Below are 23,539 nucleotides of genomic sequence, written 5' to 3'. Positions count from 1 at the left end.
ATGGCAAAAGAAAAGTTTGAACGCGTAAAACCGCACGTAAACGTTGGTACAATCGGCCACGTTGACCACGGTAAAACTACACTAACTGCAGCAATCACTAACGTACTTGCAAAAGTATACGGCGGTGTTGCTAAAGATTTCGCATCAATCGACAACGCTCCAGAAGAGCGCGAACGTGGTATCACTATTTCAACGTCTCACGTTGAATACGATACTCCTTCACGTCACTACGCACACGTAGATTGTCCTGGTCACGCCGATTATGTTAAAAACATGATCACTGGTGCTGCTCAAATGGACGGCGCGATCTTAGTAGTTGCTGCGACTGATGGCCCTATGCCACAAACGCGTGAGCACATCCTTCTTTCTCGTCAAGTTGGCGTTCCTTACATCATCGTGTTCATGAACAAATGTGACATGGTAGATGACGAAGAGCTACTTGAACTAGTAGAAATGGAAGTTCGTGAACTTCTTTCAGAATACGATTTCCCAGGTGATGACTTACCTCTAATTGCTGGTTCTGCGCTTAAAGCGTTAGAAGGCGAGAAAGAGTGGGAAGATAAGATTGTTGAGCTTGCAAACGCACTTGATACTTACATCCCAGAGCCAGAGCGTGACATCGATAAGCCTTTCATCATGCCTATCGAAGACGTTTTCTCAATCCAGGGTCGTGGTACTGTTGTAACTGGTCGTGTTGAAGCTGGTATCATCCGCATCAATGACGAAGTAGAAATTGTTGGTATCAATGATACAACTCGTTCTACTTGTACTGGTGTTGAAATGTTCCGTAAGCTTCTAGACGAAGGTCGTGCTGGCGAAAACATCGGCGCACTTCTACGTGGTACTAAACGTGAAGACGTTGAACGTGGTCAAGTACTAGCTAAGCCTGGTTCAATTAACCCACATACTACATTCACTTCAGAAGTATACGTACTTTCGAAAGATGAAGGTGGTCGTCATACTCCATTCTTCAAAGGTTACCGTCCACAGTTCTACTTCCGTACAACTGACGTAACAGGTGACGTACAGTTACCAGATGGCGTAGAAATGGTAATGCCTGGTGATAACATCAAGATGACAGTAACTCTAATCGCACCAATCGCGATGGATGAAGGTCTTCGTTTTGCTATCCGTGAAGGTGGTCGTACTGTAGGTGCTGGTGTTGTAGCAACTATCGTAGCGTAATAATTAACGTTAAAGTTAATTGTTAGAAAAAGGTCACTCAGGTGGCCTTTTTTAATGCCTGAAGAAAAGTGATTTGCTCCTAGGTATAGCTTTATTGCCGTAGCTTAGGTTGAGTTTTACGAAACCCGAGGAAAAAGGTTGCTGAAAATAACTGAGCTCTTAGATATAAAAAAAGCACGGCTAGGCCGTGCTTATATTGAGTTAGCTCTTGGTCTTTTAGCCAATTACTAATATATGATAAAAGCTTTAATGCTTTTTCGCATACTCTTGCGCTTGTTTTAAAACTCTTAATAAATTACCGCTAAGAATCTTTTTAATATCTTTGTCGCTGTAATCTCTGTCCATTAAACCTTGAACAAGATTAGGATAGCTAGATACATCTTTTAAACCGATAGGTAATGAATCGCCAACTCCATCATAATCAGAGCCAATACCTACATAATCAATACCAATTAGCTCAACTACGTGATCAATATGGTCAAGTACTTGCTCAAGGCTTGCAAATGGGTATGGGTTTTTAGCACGGTATGCAGCATCAAAATCTTTGCTTAATTTAGTGCCGTCTTTTTTAACGGACTCTTTTTTGCTTTTTAACTGCTTGCCCCAACTGCCTGCTTTAGCGGTAACAAAGCTTGAGCCAAAGTTAATTTGAATAACGCCGCCATTTTCTTTAAGTGCCAATAGCATATCGTCATTCATATTACGCTCAAAGCCAGGCGTGTATTTACGAAGTGATGAATGTGAGGCAATTACGGGTGTTTTAGATAGATCCATAACCTGATAAAACGCATCATCAGAAATATGCGAAACGTCGATTAGCATACCAATATTATTCATTTCAGTGACAAGCTTTTTACCAAATGGGCTCAAGCCTTTCCATTTACGGCGTATATCGTAAGACGAATCCGAAATATGGTTGCTTTGCGAGTGCGCTAGCGTAATGTAGCGAATGCCACGGTCGTAAAAGTGCTGAAGGTTTTTCATATCCCCTTCAATAGGAGAGCCGTTTTCCATACCCATCGCTATAGAAAGCTTGCCTTGTTTAAATTGCTCTTCTATATCAGTACTTGAGCTAGCAATAGCAAACTTATCGGGCGCGCGCTGGGCTATGGCTTCCATACTATCAATCATTTGATTGGCTAGCTGGTAGCTTTTTCCTTTACCTTCAAATTCCAAATGCGCAGGAATATAAATCGACATAAACGGTGCGTTTAAACCGCCTTTTACAGCGCGAGGGTAGTCAAAATCGCCATCAGTTGTCGCTTTAGTTACATCAACCCAGCTTTCGTGAATTCGATAAGGTACGTCGATATGGGTATCAATTAAAATGGTGTCTTTAGCGAGTTTAATTGCCTTGCCAGATGCTGTTATTGTTGGTTCTGCTTGGGCTTGGCTAGTTAAAGCTAGTGATATGGCTACCACTAGAGTGCTGAGTTTTATCATGTTTTGGCTCTTTGGGTAAAAAGCCATTGTGTACGTTCAATTCAAAAGTTACAAGTACTACACCTTAATCAAACGCCTCTGCTTGATGCTCTTCACTTTGCAGCGCTTTAAATTCGCCCTTAGAAATAATAGTAACTGACTCATGTAATTCTGAGAAAAACACCATTGCTTCGCCATTTTTAAGCTGTAGCTTAACTTGGTTAACTTTAGATTCGATGCTTGCTTCTACTTCGCCATAATCGGTGCCTTCGCGCAGCACATAGCTTTCTATTAGGTTGTATAGTGTATCTTTATCGAGTTGTTCAAAAGGGATAATCATAATTGCTCTTTGTTTGCGTTGCCTAAAACATGTTGCCCAAAATAGCATGGCACGGCTTTCTCTAACCAAAATATAGGCTTAAACGGATTTTTACCGCTAATAAAACCAACGTGTCCGCCTTTGTCAGAGATGCGCAGCGTAACATGCTCACTTACGTCTTGCCTACTTGGTACGGCCTTAATTGAGAGCATAGGGTCGTCTTTTGCATGAATAATAAGTGTAGGTATAGCGATATCTTTTAAGTACGGCATTGCACTGGCTTTGCGATAGTAATCGTGTGCGTTTTCAAAACCATGCAGAGGGGCTGTTAACTGATTATCAAACTCTAATAAATCGTCAATTTTCATTAACTGTTTTGGCGTTAATGAAATTTGCTGCTTAATTTGTGGTAGCTTTCGCTGCATTGATTTTTTCATGCGATCGAGCAGATATTTTTGGTAAATTTTACCTAAGCTTTTACGAATAACATCGCTTGATGACGACAAATCATAAGGAGCAGATACCACCGCTGCAGCACTTAGTGGGCATGCTTGTGATTGTTCACCTAAGTATTTGGCCAGTACGTTACCGCCTAACGAAAAACCTACAGCGACCATAGTGCGCTCAGGAAATTGCAGCTTTAAGTGATTTATAAAAAAGGCTAAATCGGCGGTGTCACCGCTGTGATAAGCGCGAGGTAGGCGATTGACTTCAGTTGAGCAATTTCTAAAGTGCATAAGCACCACTGCATAACCTTGCTTTTTTAACGCCTTCATCATGCCTTTAGCATAAAAGCTATTTATGTTGCCCTCAAGGCCATGTAAAACAACGGCAAGTGGAGCGGTTTCGTTATGTGGAAGTGACCATGCTAGCTCAATAAAGTCACCATCAGGTGTATCAAGTTGCTCAAGTTCGTAGCGAGTGTGGTGAAATGGGCGGAAAAAACGCGGCATTATGGTTTGAACGTGACGATTGGTCATCCACCATGCTGGTTTGAACTGAGAGATCATGTTTGTACTACGCACTTTGTATTAAACGAAAAGCTAGTGTACCAAATTTTTCGCTTCAGAAAATAAAAAGCGCCTAACTAGTAAACTAATAAGGCGCTTTAGTGCGTCGTGCTTAATTTTGTTCGGGGATTTCTGCATCATGTATTTTTTTCAAAAAGAAAAAAGCAAAAAATATACACAAAGAAACAACGATGGTTAAAAACCCAAAAGACATAAATAAAACTGGATCTGTAAAAAAGTCTCTAAAGAATACGTTCATGAGTTGTTCCCCTCGTTGTTGATGGGTTAATCATAGGCGGTGTTTGCAGGTCGCAACGTGATCGAGATCAAGTTATTTACATAAGCAGATATAGGGGTGAAGCTAAGTTGATTTAGATCATGCTTTAAAGGCTACTAAGTTATTACCACTGAGAGCTAAGAGAGTTTTTCGCTTGAAATAGTGAGCTGATTGTAATCCATGTTTTTTCACTTTATCTAAAAGCGTAGCGCTTTTAACTTTTTTGAGTAAACCACTTAAAGATTTTTTGCACAAAGAGAAAAGAATGAGAAGTAAATGAGGGTAGAGCAACAAACTGCTCAATATTTATATCTAAGTAATTTAGTTTGTTTTCCTCTAAAAGCGAAGCGCCTCTTAACCTCTTTGTGAGTAAATTACTTAAAGGTCTTTGCGCAAAAAGAAGAAAAAGAGAAGAAAATTAGGGCAGGGTAATAAAATGCTGAGCTAAACAATCGCTCAATATTTATATTTTTATCTAAGTAATCTAGTTTGTTTTTCCTCTAAAAGCGAAGCGGCTCTTAACCTCTTTGTGAATAAATTACTTAAAGGTTTTTTGCACAAAGAAAATAGAATGAGCAGTAGAAGAGGGTATAAAAAGTAGCAGCCTAAGTGGCTTTCATATACAGCTCAATATTGTTTGGTGCTGCATGCTCGATTAATTCAAACTCATTTACTGCTTCAATCAACATATGTTGCTGTTGTTTTTCAAGCTTTAGCTCAGTGCTTAGTAACTCTGCGCGTATTGTGGCGTAATCACTTATCGTATTCTGATTAGCTTTTAAATAGCTACGGGCAGCGCGCAGAGGTTGTAATGCGTGAGTATCAAACTCACTAATTACGTTTATTAATGTATTTAGTTGTTGAGCATTAACACTTAAATTTAATGAATCTAAATAAAGCAGTAATAAGCATAAATTAACATTTTTTCCTTGCTGGTTTTGTAGTGCCAGCAAGGTTGTTTGTTGATCAGGCTTTGCGTACAAGGTGCACGCAAACTGCCAAAAATGGTCGCTATTGAGCAAGTTCATCGGCGAATGCCTGCTCTTTTTCTTCCATTTCTTCAAGTGCCATAAGTAGCTCTTCTTCAACGTCGTTAAGCTTAGGCGTAAGGGTTGCTTGCTTGGCTAATAACTCTTTAAGCTTGGCTTTGTTGTCGTCGTTGTACAGTTCGTTATCACCTAAGGTCACTTCAACTTCACTTAATTCGGCGGTAAATTTATCGAGTTGCTTTTCAAGCTTTTCAATTTGCTTTTTAAGTGGCTGAGTGGCTTTTCTAAATTCAGCCTCTAAGCGCTTTTGCTCTTTTCGGTTAACGCCTGGGTTTGCTTTAGGCTCGTCGGTTTGCTGCGCTTTAACCGCTTCTTTATTCGCGTTAAGTAACCATTGATAATATGCATCTAAGTCGTAGCCAAACTGAGTTACTTTGCCGTCATCTACTAAGTAAAACTCATCGGCAGTATTTTTAAGCATATGGCGATCATGCGATACGGTAACCATAGCGCCTTCAAAGCCTTGTAGTGCCATAACAAGTGCATGGCGCATTTCTAAATCAAGGTGGTTGGTTGGCTCATCCAGTAATAATAAGTTTGGCTTTTGATATACCAACATGGCAAGCACTAAACGTGCTTTTTCGCCGCCCGAAAATGGGGCTACAGGCTCAAGTGCTTTATCGCCAATGAAGGCAAAGCCGCCTAAAAAGTCACGTAGTGATTGTTCAGTGGCTTTTGGGTCTAGTCGTTGTATGTGCGTTATTGCACTGGCTTTTAAATCAAGAGATTCCAGCTGATGCTGCGCAAAGTAACCAATATTTAATCCGTGATGCTGAATAACTTCGCCCGCTTGCGGCTCTAAATCACCAGAAAGCAGTTTAATTAACGTTGATTTACCCGCGCCATTTCGACCAAGTAAAGCAATTCGGCTACCTGGTACAAGGTTTAGCTCTATATTATTTAAAATAGTGACGTCACCATAACCCGCTTTGGCTTTATCTATTGTCATTAGTGGGTTTGGTAATGCTTTTGGCTCTGCAAACTCAAAGTTAAATGGCGAGTCGGCATGTGCTGGCGCTAGTTTTTCCATGCGTTCCAGTGCTTTTACACGGCTTTGTGCTTGTTTAGCTTTACTGGCTTTTGCTTTAAAGCGCGTTATAAATTGCTCTAAGTGTGCAATTTGATCTTGCTGCTTATCAAACATTGCTTGTTGTTGTAGTAAACGCTCTGCTTTTTGGCGTTCAAACTGCGAGTAGTTACCTTTGTACACATTGATAAGTTGCTTATCTACATGCCAAATTTGGTCAACCACCGCATCTAAAAACTCACGGTCATGCGATATAAGTACAAGGGTGCCGGTATAAGCACGTAAAAAGCGTTCAAGCCAATAAACGGCATCTAAATCAAGGTGATTTGTTGGCTCATCGAGTAATAGTAAATCGGCGTCGCGTATTAATGCTTGGGCAAGGTTTAAACGCATACGCCAACCACCCGAAAACGAGCTGACAGGGTTTTCTATTAGGTTATTGGCAAAGCCTAAGCCGTGTAATAGCTCACCGGCGGTTGATTCAATGCTGTAGCCTTTAATGTTTTCAAGCTGAATATGTACTTTGGCTTGTGTGTCGCCATCGTTGTTTTTCTCGGCCTCACGCAGTGCTATGCGCATTGCGTAGTATTCTGGGTGGCCTTGAAGTACATAATCAATCGCGCTTATTTCAAGTGCAGGTGTCTCTTGCTTAACAGAGGCAATAGACCAATCTTTTGGAATGCTGCAGTTACCGGCATCTAGTTGCAGTTCTGATTTTAGTAAACCAAATAGCGTTGATTTTCCACAGCCATTAGCGCCAACAAGGCCTACTTTGTGCTCTGGGAATAACGTAGCTGATGCGTTTTTTAATAAGGCTTTACCGCCACGAAGTAGTTCTATTTCTGAGATTTGGATCATGAATGCGTTACTTTGCTGTGCCCTTGTTAAGTTGGCGCTATCATAACATAGAACTTAATGCTCTTATCAAGCGTATCAACAAGTGAAGTTATACGATAAAATAGCGGCAGTTCAAACCACAGGAAAAATGTTGTGAGACAAAAGAAGCGATTTATTGCTGGTGCATCGTGCCCTGACTGCAAAGCCATGGATACTATGATGCTATACAGAGAACATGATGTTGAAAAAGTAGAGTGTGTTGAGTGTGGTCATAAAATGGCGCAACCCGATAACGCTGTTCAGGCGTCTACTCGCCAATTTGAACAAGTAATTGGTGTATTTAAACCGGGCGACTAACCCGGTTTTTTATTGCCTAATTTTTACCGGTTTTAGTAATGCGGCGGAGGCGGCTCAGGTGCTTCAGACATCATAGACGATGATGACTGCGACTCTTTAATTTTTTCTGCTAGCAGCTCAGTTTGGCGTTTCATTTTTGCTAAAAGTTGCTGGTGCACTTTTATTTCATCATTTAAGACTTCAATTGTTTCGTCTTGAAAAGCCACTTTGGCTTCAAGTTCCATTAAGCGATGTTCAATTGTGTTCATTATTCTCTCGTATAATAAATCGCTCTGCGATACCGCTGGAGCTTTCGGTTAACAACGACTTACCGTTATCTGTAAATGTCACATCTAGCACCACCGCCGATTTAGGCTTACTGCCTTCGCGCGGGGTAACCTGCCAAGTTTGAATTTTTTCACCGCTTGGTATTTGCCACAAATCTACGCGCTTATTTGGTGAGCCGGTTGCAAGCAAAGTGCCTTGTTCGTTAAAACGCACAGCAGTAAAAATTTTCTGACGCGCAATATACTTCAGTTTACTCACAAGATCACCTGTAGTCAGCTTCCATACATTTGCTTGTGCCATACTATCGGCCGTAAACGCATAGCGACCTTGTGGATCGAGCGTCACTTGGGTAACACGCGTTGGGTGATTAAAACGATGAATTACTTGCCCTGTACGTGTATCCCAAAAGTAAGCAACATAATCGTTAGAACCACTTAAGGCGTAGCGTCCGTTAGGTGATAGGTCAACGGTGTTAACTTTATCTTGATGACCTAAAAACTCAATACGACGTCCGGTTTCTAGGTTTACAAATACGACAACGCCGTCGCTACGGCCGTATAAAACACTACGGCCTTGATTGCTAATAGCAATATCGCGAATACTGGCTTTTTGTATTTTGTAATAACCTTTATTTTTGCCTGTGGCTATATCCCACACAGCAAACGTGGTTTTTTCGGCGGTAACAGCCACGCTGTTATCAAAAGCAATAGCAACGGCGTATACCAAACTGTCTTGATCTTGCTGCTGAAACCATTGGTATTTTAGTACCTGCTGTTGATTATCCCACAGGGCGACCCCATGGTTGATAGAGGAGATCAAACTGTATTTACCATCGTTTGAAAGTGTTGATGAAAACGCACCTTGTGCAGCATGTTCGTAACTTGCTACAGCGTGTTGTTTTTTATCGGTACAGGCGATGGCTAAAAAACAGCTAAATACGATTAAAAAAGTACGAAATATCGACATATTACAGGTATTTCCCCTTAACTCTTAGTGACTGAGAGGTTAGACTAGGACGCGTTAAATGCCTAGGTTGTTTGTCTAATCACTGGATATGTTTTTAGTTTAGCTAACAATGTGGAATTTAGTCATTAAACAAGCAGCCTATCATGTGGGCCGTTAATCTTTAACTAGTAATAATACATTAAAATGACAACTGCAAAGTGTGTCGGAGATTTAAAATGAAAAAGACGATTAGATTGTCATTGATTGCAGCGTCAGTTTTAGCGCTTACAGCTTGTAATCAAGAAACAAAAAAAGAACAAGCTGAAGTTAAATTAGACACTGTAGAACAGCAACAAGCATACGGTATTGGTGCATCTGTAGGTAACTTTTTAAATAAAGACTTAGCAGACAAAACAGAAATTGGTATTGAACTAGACCAAGCACTTCTAATCCGTGGTTTTGAAGATGCACTTGCTGGTAATGCAAAAATTGACGAAGAAAAAATTCGCGAAGTATTAACTGAACTAGATACATCAGTACGCACTAAGCAAGAAGAAAAAGCAAAAGTAGAGTCTGAAAAAAGCAAAGAAGCGGGTGTTAAATACCTAGCTGACAACGCTAAAAAAGAAGGCGTTACAGTAACTGAGTCTGGCCTGCAGTATGAAGTACTTAGCGAAGGCGATGGCGAAAAGCCAGTAGCAACTGATGTAGTTAAAGTACACTACAAAGGTACTTTATTAGACGGTACTGAGTTTGATAGCTCATATGCACGTAACGAACCTACAACTTTCCCTCTTAACCGCGTAATTGCTGGTTGGACTGAAGGTTTACAACTTATGTCAGTGGGTTCTAAGTACAAGTTCACTATTCCTTCAGAACTTGCTTACGGCGACCGTGACTTAGGTAAGATTCCAGCTAATTCAACACTTGTATTTGAAGTTGAATTACTTGAAATTCAAAATGAAGAAGCACCAGCACAATAATAAGTTTATTGTGTAAATGCAAAAAGGGACCTTAGGTCCCTTTTTTAATATGCGTAAATAACATATTAGTTTGCGTGATTAGAAAACAAGTTATCAATAAGCTCATCTTCAAGTGCAAAGCGTGCTTCTAATGCCTCACCAATAACAGACAAGTCATCATCAAAACCCTTTAACAAGTCTTCTTTGTCTACTTCAGCGTACTTATCATTAAAATCTAACGCTATGTCGGTTGTACTGGAAATACGCGGGTAAATAGAGTTTGCAAGCTCTTGGCTCTGTAAGCCCTTTTTTTCACATGCTTTTGCTATATCGTCATACACTTCAAAATGGCCCGCAGATAGGTAATCCATTAAAAGTTGGCAAAATGATTCAATTAGTTTTGGCTCTGGCAATGCTTGATCTTGTTTTTCGTACGGCGTAAAACCTGCAATTTTGCAATAAAGTACAATAAGGTCTTGGCGTTCGTTTAGCCATTTATCAATTACTGTGTGGCTACCACCCCATTTTTGTTGAGCTTTTTCTACACGCGTCAGCATAACTGTTCTCCTAGCTGGGTTGGTCTTTCAATTAGAATATAATAAGTTTATGTACATCAAGATATATTTAATTTGCGAGTATATCAACAAGTAAAGTTGAGCTACTTTGAGGGGTGTACCTTTTTATATAATCTAAGGCGAGGGATTTTATTTTAGGCAAGAAAAAACCACCAGTTACGGTGGTCTAATTTCTTTCAGTGACTTGTTATAACAAGCTTTCTTATTTTTATGAGATGATTTTTATTGTTATTATTTTAAAACATTTATTTTTATTGTTTTAAGATTTTTATTATTGTTTTTGTTAACGCGGGACAAACAATAACAAGGTTTTTGTAATGTTGCAAACATATTAATAAAAAGTTTTAAATGTTATTCTTTTTTGCTTGTTTTATAGTCAAAATGGATTAAAGCACGCCATTATATTGATCTGCCTCTAGGGAATATTGTTTTCGTCCCTAAGCAATAGAGGGTCGGAGAATATGGTGGTACAATCTTGCACAATTTATACAAGTCTTAGGATAATTTACGCCATGAGCGAATTAAAAAACGACCGTTATTTACGTGCACTTGCAAAACAACCTGTTGATGTAACTCCGGTATGGATGATGCGCCAAGCAGGACGCTATTTACCAGAGTATCGCGCTACACGTGCACAAGCGGGCGATTTTATGAGCCTGTGCCGTAATGCTGAGCTTGCATGTGAAGTAACACTGCAGCCATTACGTCGCTACCCGTTAGATGCCGCTATATTATTTAGTGATATTTTAACGATTCCAGATGCGATGGGTTTAGGTCTTTACTTTGAAACTGGCGAAGGCCCTAAGTTTGAACGTCCTATTTCATCACTTGCTGATGTTAAAAAAATTCCAAAGTTAGATCCTACAGACGAGCTTGGCTACGTAATGAACGCAGTAAGCACTATTCGTCGTGAACTTAAAGGTGAAGTACCGCTTATTGGTTTTTCTGGTTCACCTTGGACGCTAGCAACTTATATGGTTGAAGGCGGTAGCAGCAAAGTATTTGGTAAAATCAAAAAAATGGCGTTTGCAGAGCCGCAAACACTTCATTTATTACTCGATAAGTTAGCTGACTCAGTTATTGATTATTTAAATGCTCAAATTAAAGCTGGCGCGCAATCGCTAATGGTATTTGACTCATGGGGTGGTGTATTAAGCCCGCGCGATTACAACGAATTTTCACTGCAATATATGCATAAAATTGTAGATGGCTTAATTCGTGAATACGATGGTCGTAAAGTACCGGTTACTTTGTTCACTAAAAATGGTGGTCAATGGATTGAAGCTATTGCAGCAACAGGTTGTGATGCAATTGGTCTTGATTGGACTATTAATATTAGCGACGCTAAACGCCGTGTGGGTGATAAAGTAGCTCTACAAGGTAATATGGACCCATCTATGTTACACGGTACACCAGAGCGTATTCGTCAAGAAGTAGGCACTATTTTAGAAGACTTCGGTACAGGCAATGGCCACGTGTTTAACTTAGGCCACGGTATTACACCAGATGTAGACCCTGAAAATGCTGGTGTATTCATTAATGCAGTACATGAGCTAAGTGCTAAGTACCATAAGTAATAGCTACTTAAATAAACTTTAAAACTGTTTAAAAGTAAAAAACCCGCTAAGTTGCGGGTTTTTTGTTACCTATTTATAAAGGCTTTTAAAACTACTTATTTAAATAAGCGATTTAAACCATTTAATGCCGCAACACGGTAGGCTTCAGCCATGGTCGGGTAGTTAAATGTGGTATTTACAAAGTAGTCGATATTATTGCCACCATTTTTCTGTTCCATAATGGCTTGGCCAATGTGAACAATTTCAGATGCACGCTCGCCAAAACAATGTACGCCAAGTACTTCTTTGGTTTCAGTGTGGAATAATATTTTTAAACTACCTACTTCAGTGCCCGCAATTTGCGCACGTGCCAAATGCTTAAACTGAGCACGGCCAACTTCATATGGTACTTTAGCGGCTGTAAGCTCTTGCTCGGTTTTACCGACTGAGCTCATTTCTGGGATGGTATAAATACCGGCCGGAATATCAACAATCAGTCTGTCATCACAGTTACCACATGCAATTGCATCAGCAGCTATGCGACCTTGGTCAAACGCAGCACTAGCAAGGCTTGGATAGCCAATTACATCACCTACAGCGTAAACGTTATCAACTTCTGTTTGGTATGTTTCGTTAACTTTTAATTGGCCACGGCTATCGGCTTTTAAACCAATGGCTTCAAGGTTTAATGTATCAGTGTTACCAGTACGGCCATTAGCAAATAAAATACAGTCAGCTTTTACGCGTTTGCCTGATTTTAAATGCATAATAACGCAGTCGTCACGGGTCTCTATTCGGTCAAACTCTTCGTTGTGACGTATCACAATACCGCTGTTCCAAAAGTGATAGCTAAGCGCGTCAGATATTTCAGCATCCATAAAAGCAAGTAGTCGGTCGCGTGTATTAACTAAATCAACTTTAGCGCCTAAACCTTTAAATATAGAAGCGTACTCACAACCAATTACACCAGCGCCGTATATAAGTACGCGGTGAGGGTCGTGTTTAAGACCTAAAATAGTGTCGCTCTCATAAATACGAGAATGCGTAAAATCTACCTCTGGTGGGCGATAAGGGCGTGAGCCGGTTGCTATAACAATCGTTTTAGCAGTCAGTCGCTCAGTTGAACCATCATTTCGTTTTACTTCAATTGTGTGCTTATCTACAAAGCTCGCATCACCTTGAAACATATGAATGCGGTTACGATCGTAAAAGCTACTACGTAAATTAGATTGCTTAGAAATAACAGAACTTGCGTGACGTAAAATATCAGGAAATGTCAGGCGGCTAGGGCGCTCACCAACATTAAATAACGGATTTGCTTTGTATTCAATATAGCGGCTAACAGAGTGGCGAAGCGCTTTTGAAGGAATTGTTCCCCAATGTACACAACCGCCACCAACTGATTCTTGGCGTTCAATAACCGCTACTTTTTTGTCGTTTTTTGAAAGGTTCATGGCGGTACCTTCACCGCCAGGACCCGTGCCAATAATTATTGCATCATATTGGTATGTCACGGGTACTTTTTTTTGTTCTGGTTGTTTGGCCACAGCCACTCCTAAATTAATTAAAAGAGGCTTTTAATAACCTCGCATTAAGTGCTAGCCATGCCTGTTTTTGATTTTCCCAGGCGGCTTCCAACTCATGGTATTGTGCCATTAATGCTGAGCGTTCACACTGCTTTGCCATGTTATTTTTTTTAACTTCTAACACTTGTTTTTGTAGTGAACAATAATTTTGCAGTTTTTTCAGCAGTAAATCGTACTCTTGTTGTAATAATGTAATCTTATCTTGTGCTAAAGGCAATTTTGCAAGACGCGTTTGCGTTTTGCTCATTAGCGTTTCGGCCTTTGCTTTTTCGATACGTTCAACAGGTGTACGCTTCAATTTATTAGCTAAACCAACAGCTGCTAAAGAGCGGATCATCCATTTTGTTGGATCGTAATGAAACCATTTAATACCGTTACGGTAGTCGCTTGCAAAAATATGGTGGAAGTTGTGATACCCCTCACCGTATGTAAATAACGCTAAAAAGCCGTTATCGCGTGCCGTATTTTTTTCGGTGTATGGGCGAGAGCCCCAAATATGTGCAACTGAGTTTATAAAAAAGGTAAAGTGTTGGCTTAGTACTAAGCGTAGTAAACCTGCAAGAATTAACATACCCCACACATCACCAACTAATAAACCAAGTGCAAGAGGCAAACCTACGTTCATAGCAATAGCTAGTTTTAAGTAGTGCTTATGTTGCCACATAACGACTTTATTTCGTTGTAAATCACGACAATTACTATAGTCGTTGTAGCTATCGCCTTGGTAGTCACGTAACATCCAGCCGATATGGCTATACCAAAAACCATTGGTAGCCGCGTAAGGGTCTTTTATTGGGTCGTCAACTTGACCGTGATGTATACGGTGATCGCTACTCCAATGCAGAGCACTGTTTTGTAGTGCAAAAGCACCGCCTAGCGCAAAAATAAATTCAACTGCAGGGTGTGCGTTATAGGTTTTATGTGCCCATAATCGATGGTAGCCGGCAGTAATTGATAAGCCTGCGTAAAACATGCAGCCAACAAAAGCAATCCAATGCGCGCTGGTAAATCCGTAGCTAATGGCGTACCAAGGTACAAGTGTGGCAGCCGCCAAAAAGGTTAGGCTAAAAAATAGGACGTTTGTCCAAATAATCGGTGGTTTATTCATAATTCTCAATCTCAGCGTACAACTGTAAGCTAAAATAGTATTTCAAACTCTCGTCGTCAAGTATTAGACTGTACAATTGAGCTAATATCACTAAATATTCATATAAAATAATTCAGGGAGCTGTTGATGTCGGGTGTTAGAGCGCAACAGAAACAAAAAACACGACAGGCGTTAATTCAAGCGGCATTTAATCAGCTGAGTGCTGATCATAGTTTTTCGAATTTAAGTTTACGCGAAGTGGCACGAGAAGCTGGTATTGCCCCAACTTCTTTTTATCGTCATTTTAAAGACATGGATGAGCTAGGTTTAACCATGGTAGACGAAGCGGGCTTAACTCTTCGCCAACTAATGCGTCAAGCACGCAGACGAATAGCAAACGATGGCGGCAGTGTTATAAATACCTCAGTGGTTACTTTTATGGAGTTTATTGATAACTCAAGTAACCAATTTAGGTTGTTGCTGCGAGAACGATCTGGGACTTCTAAAGCATTTAGAGCCGCTGTAGCCCGCGAGGTAAAGCATTTTATTTTAGAGTTGGCTCACTATCTAGAAAGCGAAACTAAGTGCAACGCTATGCATGCCTATATTCAGGCGGAATCTATGGTAACGCTCGTATTTAATGCGGGTGCAGAAGCGCTCGATATAGAAGGATTGCAACGCGACGAATTGATTGAGCGCGTTATTTGGCAGCTGCGTTATATTACTCGTGGAGCCGGACATTACGTAAGAGAAAACACTGAACAAAGTTAGCAAATTTAAAAATTCATTGTAGATTTTTTGTGCCTATTTCTTTATATTAACGCACTATAATAACGGCATACCTTTTAGCCGTAACTAAATAATAAATAAGTCTCTTATTAAGAGAAAGCGAGGATGCAAATGCTCACCAAGGATCCGGTGAACTTAAATTACCCCCCACTATTTGAACAACCACATAATGAGCCTGAAAATTCAGAGCCTGTGGTTACATTCTCTTATTTAAGTCGTGCTCAGCTTTGCAAACTTCCTAAAGTGTTGCAAAGGCAACTGCAAGACAACCTGTTTGGTGCGCTAGATAAACACCAAGCTGCGCGATTACGCGACGACACTCGGTGCCAATATTGGGCTAAAGACAAAGAGTGGAAAAAGGTACCATATTCTCTGTTTAAGCAAGCTAGTACACGCCTAGCTGTTTACCCAAAACAAACTCAAGCACCAACAAAGTACTCGGGCGCGGTTAATAATGGTTCAATTACATCATCGCAAACAGCGTTGCAAAACAATACTTTTATAAATAACACAGTAATGACGCCAAGCACTTCTGCATTTATAAACAGCCAATCAGCTGCGCAAAATAGTCCGCAATTTATAAATCAGCAAAGTTATAACCAAAAACCTAAAAAAGCAGCGCAACCTATACAACAGCATGCGCCCGCTGTACGTATTTATAAGCCAGAGCTAAACAGCACAATGCTACTAAAAGCGTCTCACACTGTTAGGCAAAATTTTACAACCCATGTACTTAGCGCCGCCGAAACCGTAGAGCAACTCGCACAGCAATATACCGGCTATAAAAATGCCAATTTAATTTACGATTACAACTTAGGCTATAGCGAGCGAAAACCTGCTAAAGCAGGCACAAGCTTAACAGTACCCAGTGGTTGGAAACTCAATATAGAAGGCTCATGCAGTAACAGTCGCAGTGTAGTTATTCAGTGGCAAGGGCCAACAAGTGGTCAAATAACACTACAACTAGAAAAAAAACGCCCAGACGAAGTCTCGTTTTGGCAGCACTACGCTGAGGTAAAACCGGGTCTTTATAATGTTACGGTAACGGCCAGTGGCGCAACCGACACCACCACATTTACTGTTGAACAACCCACTTTAGCCTACGAAATAGAACTACTCGACGAAGCTGGCGAACCACAAGCTAATATGGGCTACAAAATACGCCTACGCAACGGCCACATTATTACCGGGCAACTTGATCAAAACGGTTATGCCAACGTATCAGGCCCCGACTTTGAAAACGCTAAAGTCAGCTTTTTTGAACTCGACAGCGAAGATTGGTCTGTAGGCAAAGTTTAAGGATACACAATGACCCAACAACACACTGTAGCTCAAGGTGAAACGCTATTGCGCATAGCAAAGCAATACGGCTACCAAACATCTAAAGCGCTTTACAACCACCCAAGCAATGCAGAGTTTAAAGCCCTACGCCCAGACCCAAACTTAATTTACCCGGGCGATAAAATTACGATTCCGCCTAAAAAAGAAAAGTTTATACCGCTGCGCACCAACAGTATTAACAGCTTTGTTGTACAAAACGAAAAAGAGTACTTTCGTCTGCAAGTATCGTACGACGACGGCGATGACGTAGTCGGTAAACGCGTAGTACTTAATATTGGTAACCAAACAATAGATACCGTATTGCAAAGTGATGGGCTTATCGAAGTAGAGCTTAATAGTAACGACGCCCTAACCGGCACAGTCGATTTATACCTAAATGAAGGCGATACCACACCAACTAAAAGCTTTAACGTGCAAATAGGCAATCTAGATCCAATAGACACGCTTTCAGGTGTGCAAGGCCGGTGCAATATGCTTGGGTTTGATTGTGGTACGGTTGATGGTGTTATGGGTAAAAAAACTCGCATTGGTGTAAAGGAATTTCAGTACGAGCACGATCTCGACATAGACGGCATACCAGGCCCTAAAACCAAAGCAAAACTACAACAAGTATTTGGGAGTTAGTATGAGTGCCTCGCACAGTATGGCAATGGTAGTAAATAACATAAACCCGTTAACTCTGGTTAAGCCTGCTTTTGTATTTATGTATCAGGTTGATCCAAATACGCCAAAGTACGATAAAGAGCAGCTTATACTTATAAATAAACAACATAGCTGGCAACAGGTACAGTCTATAGCCAGTGTAAGGCTCGATTCTACCTGGGTAAAAATAAAATTTACTGATATCCCTCAAAGTGGCAATTTTGATTTAATGCAAGACCCAAATGATGGTCAGCCAGCTTATTATATTTTCGACAATGTCCCATTCAGTGAGCTTCACGACCAAACGCCAGAAACCGTTTTAATGGCAGAAATAGTAGAAGAGTAAGTGCAAGCACTTTATTTTAATAACACAAGTTTTAATGAATGCACTTATTTATATTACCTCGTAAATAAGTGCATGTAGTAAAAGGATAGTTTTAATGACATTTTTAAAAAATCACAGCATGCTTTGCGCTCTCAGCGTTTGTTTTAGCTTACTGCTAAGCGGTTGCTCAGAGCCCTCATCGCAAAGTTCACCACAAGCAGAGGTTGATGTTGCTAAATACCCATGGGCTAAAGAGCACAAAAACCACCCAGAGTGGCCACTCGAAATACGCGAAGAGGTGTACGGAGATGCAGATACATTTTCAACCCCGCGGTTAATGTTTTGGAATAAATATAAAGGCAGTGAAGTGCGCACACTGTGGTCATCACGGTTAGATGGTTCAGACAGGCGCCGTATTATTCCAGAAGAGGTATTTCAAAAGCTTGAATCTATTAGTATACATGCACCAGCACGCTCACCAGATAACCGCTATATTGCTATTTCGGGCTATATAAATGACCGAGCGACTCGCCAGTTATACGATACTAAAGAGAAAAAGCTAATCACCATGTCAAGCGGTGGCGGCTACCCGTGGTTTAATTGGACCTCAGACAGTGAAAACGTCATTTTTTACTCAGATGGCAAAAACTTTAATTACCATGTACCTACAGGGGAACTCACCTCTCGACCGCAAATTCACCACAGTGGCGCTGCTTTTTTACTGCCTGGTGATAAAGAGTTTTTAGCGGTAAAGCACGATGGCTTTTGGATACATAAGTTTAATGGTGAAGTAGTGCGTAAAGTGAACTTTGGTTTTCCGAGAGCATGGGAAATGAAAAACCACCGTATTTCACCAGACGGCAAGTATTTAGCGTTTATGACGTATGGTAGAGAAGATTTTCACTTCCACTGGGTGAATATTGCAAACCCTGAAATAGAGCACTCAGAAAAAGGGGAGGGTGGTGGAGTGATATTTTCATTGGACGAAAATGTCACGCTTAAATTTGGTTTTAACCCGATGGGCGAGGTTGATGAGCTTGGTAGACCTGTTACTTATAGCATTATCACTAGAGCCAATATTTTAACGAGAGAGAAACGTATTACGCGTACTAAAGAAATGAATATTTGGGGCCTTAACGTTTTAGCACCTATCGCTATTACCAACCAAAAAGCACAGAGTAACTAATTATGCATGATATTAGCAAAGGATCTGCAAGCCCATTGGTTTATTTACTAACTGGATATGTTAAACATAATAAACCGATTGGCAAATTAACGCCGGTAGCAAACCGAATTGTTATTGCTGAACAGCCAAAGTCAGCCACTTATAATACAAAAAAGCCTATTGTGTTAAAAACGAATAAAGCCGGTATTTTATCGACAATAAATAGTGACTCATTAGAAGTACGTCAGCCGTTTCATGCCTACATGGCTAATAATCAACGGCCTATTATTATTCCGCCAATGGAGTCCATTGGCCTCATTGCCAATAATAACCCTAGAGGATGGGCTAAAGAATTTGTTGATAATTTAAAAAATTACAGTAGCTCAAATACACCGTTATTAGAGTTACAAACAATCCCTATTACCAATTTAAAACAGCCTACAGAAAATAGCGAAGACGACACTTACAATAAGTGGTATGAAAGGGAAATAATTCAAAAAAACGTAAAGAGTATTCAAGCGTATGTGTTGGCAAAAACGAGGGCTGTTGTATTAAGTATTAACCCAAACATCCCGCTTCTTTCTCCGGGTGAAAATATTGTTTTGTCGTCGCCTATAGGTAGAGATATACCAGCTACTTTCGTCACTGAAACTAACTTAGCGGTGATAACCGGTACTAACAAGATACTACCCAAAGGGTTGTATAGAGTAAAAATAAGGCTTCAGCGGAATACCTATGAGGCCAATATTGCAAGCTGGTGTACTAAATCTATTAAATTTGACGGCACACATTATTACTATGAACTTGCCGAAATGATCCACTTTGATATAAAAAATGAGGCAGGTGAGTTTGATGTAATTAACTGCGATCCGCTTTCGGTTGAAGAGGCAATAATAAAGCAATTTCCTCGCTTTTATAGCCACTTAATAAGTTATGCAAAAGATTTAAAAACCGAGCATGCTACCTATGACCCTAAAAATATTAGTATTAAAGATGAAAACGGTAAAGAGGTTGGTCGCGCAAAAGTTAGTGATGAACCAATAAAAATAGCCAGCGGCTTTGAGAGCTTTTGCCATGGATGGGCGGTGGCTAAAGGCCGTGCACAATTAGCCGCAGGGTTAATAAATACCGATATAACAGCCAGTGCCAGTAACGGTAATTTTACCACTAATGGTAAGTTTGTTTTAGGGAGTAAAATTGCTAAAGCAATACATACTCATTTAAACGAAACAGAAGATAAAACTATTCAAGCAACGCTAGATTCCGTGTTTGCTATGCAAGATGGGCAGGATGCTTGGAAAAAGCTACGTGAAGCTCGCGCAGCCTTTACAACCGATGCTTGGCGGCAAGCACTTGCAGAAAATTTGTGGCGCTTACCAGCTAACACTCCAGCAGCAATGGAAAGCTATAATAAAAGTTTAGGTAAAAAGCTCGGCATTCCTAAGGTGGCAATGGATGCAGCAGGTAATGCACTCAATATAGCTGACTTAACCACAAATATTGCAGCACTTGGGCAAACTACGTTGCAGCAATTTGGTACAAATATCCCTAATTTAGCGCAAGCTAAACGGCACTATAAAACGGTTGCTAACGATTACTTTGAGCATTTAAGTGCCAAAGAAATTGTAAAAGATGTCGTAATTGAAGGAACGTTTTCGCTTAATAGCGAGCAAGTAACCGATGATTACCGCAATACTATTTTGCAGCAAAGCGAGGCCGTTATAAAAGCGCTTAAGCAAAATGAGAACCTTAAAGTAACCGTGGCAGGCCACACCTGCGATATAGGTAATTACGATTATAATATTGCGTTATCTGAGCGACGAGCAGAGGCTGTTAAGCACATTTTAGTGACCCAAGCAGGCATTGATGAAGCGCGTATTGAAGTGCTTGGGCTGGGTTATGCTCAACCACTTATAAATAATAAAGATGAGGCAAGCCGAGCACAAAACCGCCGTGTACATATTGCGGCGTATGCTATTAGCCAAATAAATGTTTGCCCATCTCGTGAAGGTATGGACAGTTTAGAGCGCTTTCGTAATTTAACCGTAGCCAATGATATAAAAGTAGATGAAACAGGCGACGATATGGCGTGGCAAATGATTAACATTGCTCTGGGTGTTATGGCATTTATCCCAATAACAGCTCCCATTGCCGCGGCAGTAGCGGTAATAAAAGCGGGTGGCGCTATTGCTACGTCGGCTGCGAATTTAATGGATGAAGCACTCCTCGATAACGCCTGTAAACAATTCTACGCAGAAATTCAGCGAGATAAACGCCTAGGCCAGGAGTGTGCAGCTAATCAAGGTATGATGCATGAGCTATTAAGTGAATATAATAAAGACGGAAAAACGCAGCAAAGTACACAATGGGCAGCTCAATTTAGGCTGCGCTCAGAGGCAATATCGGGCCTTATGGGATTGCTACTAAGGGCTCAGCGTGAAGGTGATAAAAGCCAATATTATTCAAATTTAGAACGCTATAAAGTAAAACAATACATAGAAAACTTTTTATTAGGTGATAGCTGGGCACTGCCTAATTTGCCCGGTGCATCAATTAGGATGGATACATTTTGGGTATTTTTAATTGATAGCATTACCAATCAAAAGCAAAGTAAAAATGGTGATAAAAAAGCACTTTACGGCTTTAGTGATAACTACAGCTTGCTAGATAAAGCGACACGTAAAGCCGTAGTTACAGATCCTGAAAACACGCTTTATTTGCAATCGCAATCTAACCCGTATGGTTTTTATATGATGACGGTGCCGACAGTAGCGCGTGAGCATAATTATATTACGGCTGAATTTCAAAATTACTTCCCCATTCACACATTTGCTACGCAAGAAAAAGAAGGCAATAAATACCTCGAAAGCTTTGCAAACACATTTGAACCAGTATTTTCTGACTATGGTGAGGCGAGCTATCATCACAGCGCTATATATTATCAAGACCAGACTTCAAAAAAATGGTTGCCAATTATTGCCAATAAACTAAAGCGGCTAACGCCATTCACCCCGATTCGTGTTCTCGTTGTGTTTAACGATACGATGACCGGTATTGCCCCTATTACCTTGAAAGTAACGCGCTGTGATGGCGTAAATAACGAGCTTGCTTATAAAGAGCTAGTAAGGCCGCTTGTAGAGTCTGAGCTATTAAATAATGAAAAGCACTTTGCCGGAAAGTTTGGTTGTGTATTTACACCATTTTTTCAGTTGGGGCCAAAAACGTATTTAGGTACCAAGCCTATGGTGCACGAAGAAGCTTTTTACTCGATTATAAACGACTCTGCAGTTGAATATTATCAAGATGACAATTTCTCTGATATGCGTTATTTCATTGGTGCGCAAGTTGGCAGTAGCCGTGAAGTTGTATTGCCACTAATGGGGGAGCGTAAAGATAATAGTGATGAGATGATTTTTGAGTCTGACACTGCTGAGGTCCTCTATGCCTTAGGCATAAAAAATAAGTTTGTGGCGAATGAGTTTTATGTTGATTTAAATACAAAGCGTAACGGTGGTAATGAAGAGTCACTATTAATAAAAGATTTTTTAACGAGTAGTAGCTCAAGCTTTGTATATCCAGAGCTTTTTGCTGGGGAAAAAAGCATTAGAATTTTGGTGCGCTTTGGTGGTGAGGGTAAACCTTATTTAATAACCAGTAAAATACAAAGGCAAGGGCAATTTATTCGTTTATTTGAGAGTGAATTTGCTGCCGCACAAAGTTTAGGGTTTAAAGTACGCCAGTTTGGCGATGACATAATATTTGATGACTTTGATTGGAATACCCAAGTCGATATTATGGTTGTAGCCACCTGTACAGAGCTAGAGTCTGATAATTATACAAAAAAACTCATTGGTTTAGATTGGCGTAGTGTGCCATGTGATTTAATACTGCAGCAAACTATTGGTATTAATGATCAAGGCCCGAAGTATAAGTCAAAACTTTGCTATTTAGGCAAAGCTACACGTAATGCAAATAAAGGTTATAAAACAGAGCGTATTTTAAATAAAATGGTGGATACGTGGCATGACGATGACTATCAATTTGAGGATAAGTGGTATGACAACCAGTGCCAAATTGATGAGCAGGTAGGCCCAGAGTATGAAGAGTTAATTGAATTATTGAATAACGCAGGCCCTTATAACGAAAAAGGTAAACAGGCTCGAGCGCTGCTTAATTGGCATAATAAAGACGCTGAAGCATTTGCCGGTGAAGAGCAGGTTTTTGTTTTTGCGGCAAATTTTAGTTTGAAATATGAGTCGCCAAAGCGTGTTGAAGTAAACGGCTTAAGGCCTTTTGGAGACATATTTACAAGCCAATTTAGTGATATGTTTACTGACAAAGAGGACAGGCAATATACGATGGAGCTAGGTATTGCTAGCTTTAACTCGGCGGGAAATTCGGGCTTTAATTTTAATGATATCGGTTCGATGACTGATAAAATTAGCAACCATGGCTTGCAGTTAAAGTTACCACTACCGAACCCTACAAATAGCAATTTACCTTGGGGTAAAACATTACCAGAAGCTGATTTAAAAGAATTAGCCGCTGAGCTAAATAGCGATCATTCAACCCCATCACAAAAAGACCTATATAAGCGCTTGTCAGAGGAAGGGTTGACTGAAGATGAAGTGAAACAGTGGTTTGTTGAAGATGCTACAAAGAAGAAAGTAAGGCCGCTAGGAGCTTTTAAAAGCGAATAAATTTATTCGTAATTTAAGTAGTCACCACTAACATAACTGAGCGCAACAGCGCAATTATAGCAAGAATAAAAAGCTCATGAATATGAGCTTTTTATTTATTAGGGTATGGGCATAGT

The 23,539-nt window shown here is 40.3% G+C and carries 20 protein-coding genes; 10 read left to right on the top strand and 10 right to left on the bottom strand.

The window, feature by feature from the left end; translation table 11 throughout:
- Entirely contained in the window at positions 1-1,185 is a 1,185-nt protein-coding gene (gene tuf, locus I6E85_RS06710) for an elongation factor Tu (RefSeq protein WP_024589451.1), read from the top strand.
- A gap of 246 nt (positions 1,186-1,431) precedes the next feature.
- Here the strand turns inward: tuf and I6E85_RS06705 are convergent, their stop codons facing one another.
- From I6E85_RS06705 to I6E85_RS06685, 5 genes are all read right to left on the bottom strand, one after another.
- Entirely contained in the window at positions 1,432-2,628 is a 1,197-nt protein-coding gene (locus I6E85_RS06705; protein WP_197236728.1) for a dipeptidase, read from the bottom strand.
- Positions 2,629-2,692: 64 nt separating this feature from the next.
- Positions 2,693-2,947 carry a YheU family protein gene (locus tag I6E85_RS06700; RefSeq protein WP_007582257.1) on the bottom strand — a complete coding sequence of 85 codons (255 nt, stop codon included), beginning with the start codon at positions 2,945-2,947 and terminating at the stop codon, positions 2,693-2,695.
- Positions 2,944-3,936 carry a hydrolase gene (locus tag I6E85_RS06695; RefSeq protein WP_007582255.1) on the bottom strand — a complete coding sequence of 331 codons (993 nt, stop codon included), beginning with the start codon at positions 3,934-3,936 and terminating at the stop codon, positions 2,944-2,946. Before I6E85_RS06695 ends, I6E85_RS06700 begins: the two co-directional genes overlap by 4 nt.
- Positions 3,937-4,818: 882 nt before the next feature.
- Positions 4,819-5,241, bottom strand: a complete 423-nt coding sequence (locus I6E85_RS06690) for a TIGR02444 family protein (RefSeq protein ID WP_101162982.1) — start codon at positions 5,239-5,241, stop codon at positions 4,819-4,821.
- Positions 5,225-7,147: an ATP-binding cassette domain-containing protein gene (locus I6E85_RS06685; protein ID WP_024589507.1), complete on the bottom strand. Its 1,923-nt coding sequence runs from the start codon at positions 7,145-7,147 to the stop codon at positions 5,225-5,227. Before I6E85_RS06685 ends, I6E85_RS06690 begins: the two co-directional genes overlap by 17 nt.
- 132 nt (positions 7,148-7,279) lie before the next feature.
- Between I6E85_RS06685 and I6E85_RS06680 the strand changes: the two genes are divergently transcribed.
- Positions 7,280-7,483, top strand: a complete 204-nt coding sequence (locus I6E85_RS06680) for a YheV family putative zinc ribbon protein (RefSeq protein ID WP_007378899.1) — start codon at positions 7,280-7,282, stop codon at positions 7,481-7,483.
- 32 nt (positions 7,484-7,515) lie between these two features.
- Here I6E85_RS06680 and I6E85_RS06675 read toward each other — a convergent pair whose 3' ends face one another.
- Entirely contained in the window at positions 7,516-7,731 is a 216-nt protein-coding gene (locus I6E85_RS06675; RefSeq protein WP_007378900.1) for a SlyX family protein, read from the bottom strand.
- Positions 7,718-8,716: a WD40 repeat domain-containing protein gene (locus I6E85_RS06670; RefSeq protein WP_101162983.1), complete on the bottom strand. Its 999-nt coding sequence runs from the start codon at positions 8,714-8,716 to the stop codon at positions 7,718-7,720. The genes I6E85_RS06675 and I6E85_RS06670 overlap by 14 nt, the downstream gene beginning before the upstream one ends.
- A 215-nt stretch (positions 8,717-8,931) precedes the next feature.
- Between I6E85_RS06670 and fkpA the strand changes: the two genes are divergently transcribed.
- Positions 8,932-9,678, top strand: coding sequence for an FKBP-type peptidyl-prolyl cis-trans isomerase (fkpA, locus tag I6E85_RS06665; RefSeq protein ID WP_101162984.1), 747 nt, complete (start codon positions 8,932-8,934; stop codon positions 9,676-9,678).
- A gap of 65 nt (positions 9,679-9,743) precedes the next feature.
- Here the strand turns inward: fkpA and I6E85_RS06660 are convergent, their stop codons facing one another.
- Positions 9,744-10,214 carry an Rsd/AlgQ family anti-sigma factor gene (locus tag I6E85_RS06660; RefSeq protein WP_007582240.1) on the bottom strand — a complete coding sequence of 157 codons (471 nt, stop codon included), beginning with the start codon at positions 10,212-10,214 and terminating at the stop codon, positions 9,744-9,746.
- 530 nt (positions 10,215-10,744) lie between these two features.
- On the opposite strand from I6E85_RS06660, the gene hemE reads away from it, so the two are divergent.
- Complete coding sequence (gene hemE / locus I6E85_RS06655; RefSeq protein WP_002961084.1) at positions 10,745-11,809, top strand: uroporphyrinogen decarboxylase; 1,065 nt, start codon at positions 10,745-10,747, stop codon at positions 11,807-11,809.
- A gap of 95 nt (positions 11,810-11,904) precedes the next feature.
- Here hemE and sthA read toward each other — a convergent pair whose 3' ends face one another.
- A complete protein-coding gene (gene sthA, locus I6E85_RS06650; RefSeq protein WP_007582237.1) occupies positions 11,905-13,335 on the bottom strand; it encodes a Si-specific NAD(P)(+) transhydrogenase in 1,431 nt (476 codons plus the stop codon).
- A gap of 13 nt (positions 13,336-13,348) precedes the next feature.
- Positions 13,349-14,482 carry a fatty acid desaturase gene (locus I6E85_RS06645; RefSeq protein WP_024589509.1) on the bottom strand — a complete coding sequence of 378 codons (1,134 nt, stop codon included), beginning with the start codon at positions 14,480-14,482 and terminating at the stop codon, positions 13,349-13,351.
- Positions 14,483-14,608: 126 nt separating this feature from the next.
- Here I6E85_RS06645 and fabR point away from each other — a divergent pair, with 126 nt between their 5' ends.
- The 6 genes from fabR (at position 14,609) to I6E85_RS06615 (ending at position 23,423) form a co-directional block, all read left to right on the top strand.
- Positions 14,609-15,232, top strand: a complete 624-nt coding sequence (gene fabR / locus I6E85_RS06640) for an HTH-type transcriptional repressor FabR (RefSeq protein WP_007582233.1) — start codon at positions 14,609-14,611, stop codon at positions 15,230-15,232.
- Between the two features lie 147 nt (positions 15,233-15,379).
- On the top strand, positions 15,380-16,549 hold the full coding sequence (locus I6E85_RS06635; RefSeq protein ID WP_308807815.1) for a hypothetical protein: 1,170 nt from the start codon (positions 15,380-15,382) through the stop codon (positions 16,547-16,549).
- A 9-nt stretch (positions 16,550-16,558) separates the two neighbouring features.
- On the top strand, positions 16,559-17,215 hold the full coding sequence (locus tag I6E85_RS06630; RefSeq protein ID WP_024589511.1) for a peptidoglycan-binding protein: 657 nt from the start codon (positions 16,559-16,561) through the stop codon (positions 17,213-17,215).
- 1 nt (position 17,216) lies between these two features.
- Positions 17,217-17,579: a hypothetical protein gene (locus tag I6E85_RS06625; protein ID WP_024589512.1), complete on the top strand. Its 363-nt coding sequence runs from the start codon at positions 17,217-17,219 to the stop codon at positions 17,577-17,579.
- 94 nt (positions 17,580-17,673) lie between these two features.
- Complete coding sequence (locus I6E85_RS06620) at positions 17,674-18,744, top strand: PD40 domain-containing protein (protein WP_024589513.1); 1,071 nt, start codon at positions 17,674-17,676, stop codon at positions 18,742-18,744.
- Between the two features lie 2 nt (positions 18,745-18,746).
- Positions 18,747-23,423, top strand: coding sequence for an OmpA family protein (locus tag I6E85_RS06615; RefSeq protein ID WP_024589514.1), 4,677 nt, complete (start codon positions 18,747-18,749; stop codon positions 23,421-23,423).
- Positions 23,424-23,539 lie beyond the last annotated feature (116 nt).

It is taken from the genome of Pseudoalteromonas sp. NZS71 (genome assembly GCF_015864715.1).
GTDB lineage: Bacteria > Pseudomonadota > Gammaproteobacteria > Enterobacterales > Alteromonadaceae > Pseudoalteromonas > Pseudoalteromonas arctica.
The sequence above is the reverse complement of the archived record's forward strand: the minus strand, read 5'-3'. Positions and strand labels throughout refer to the sequence as shown.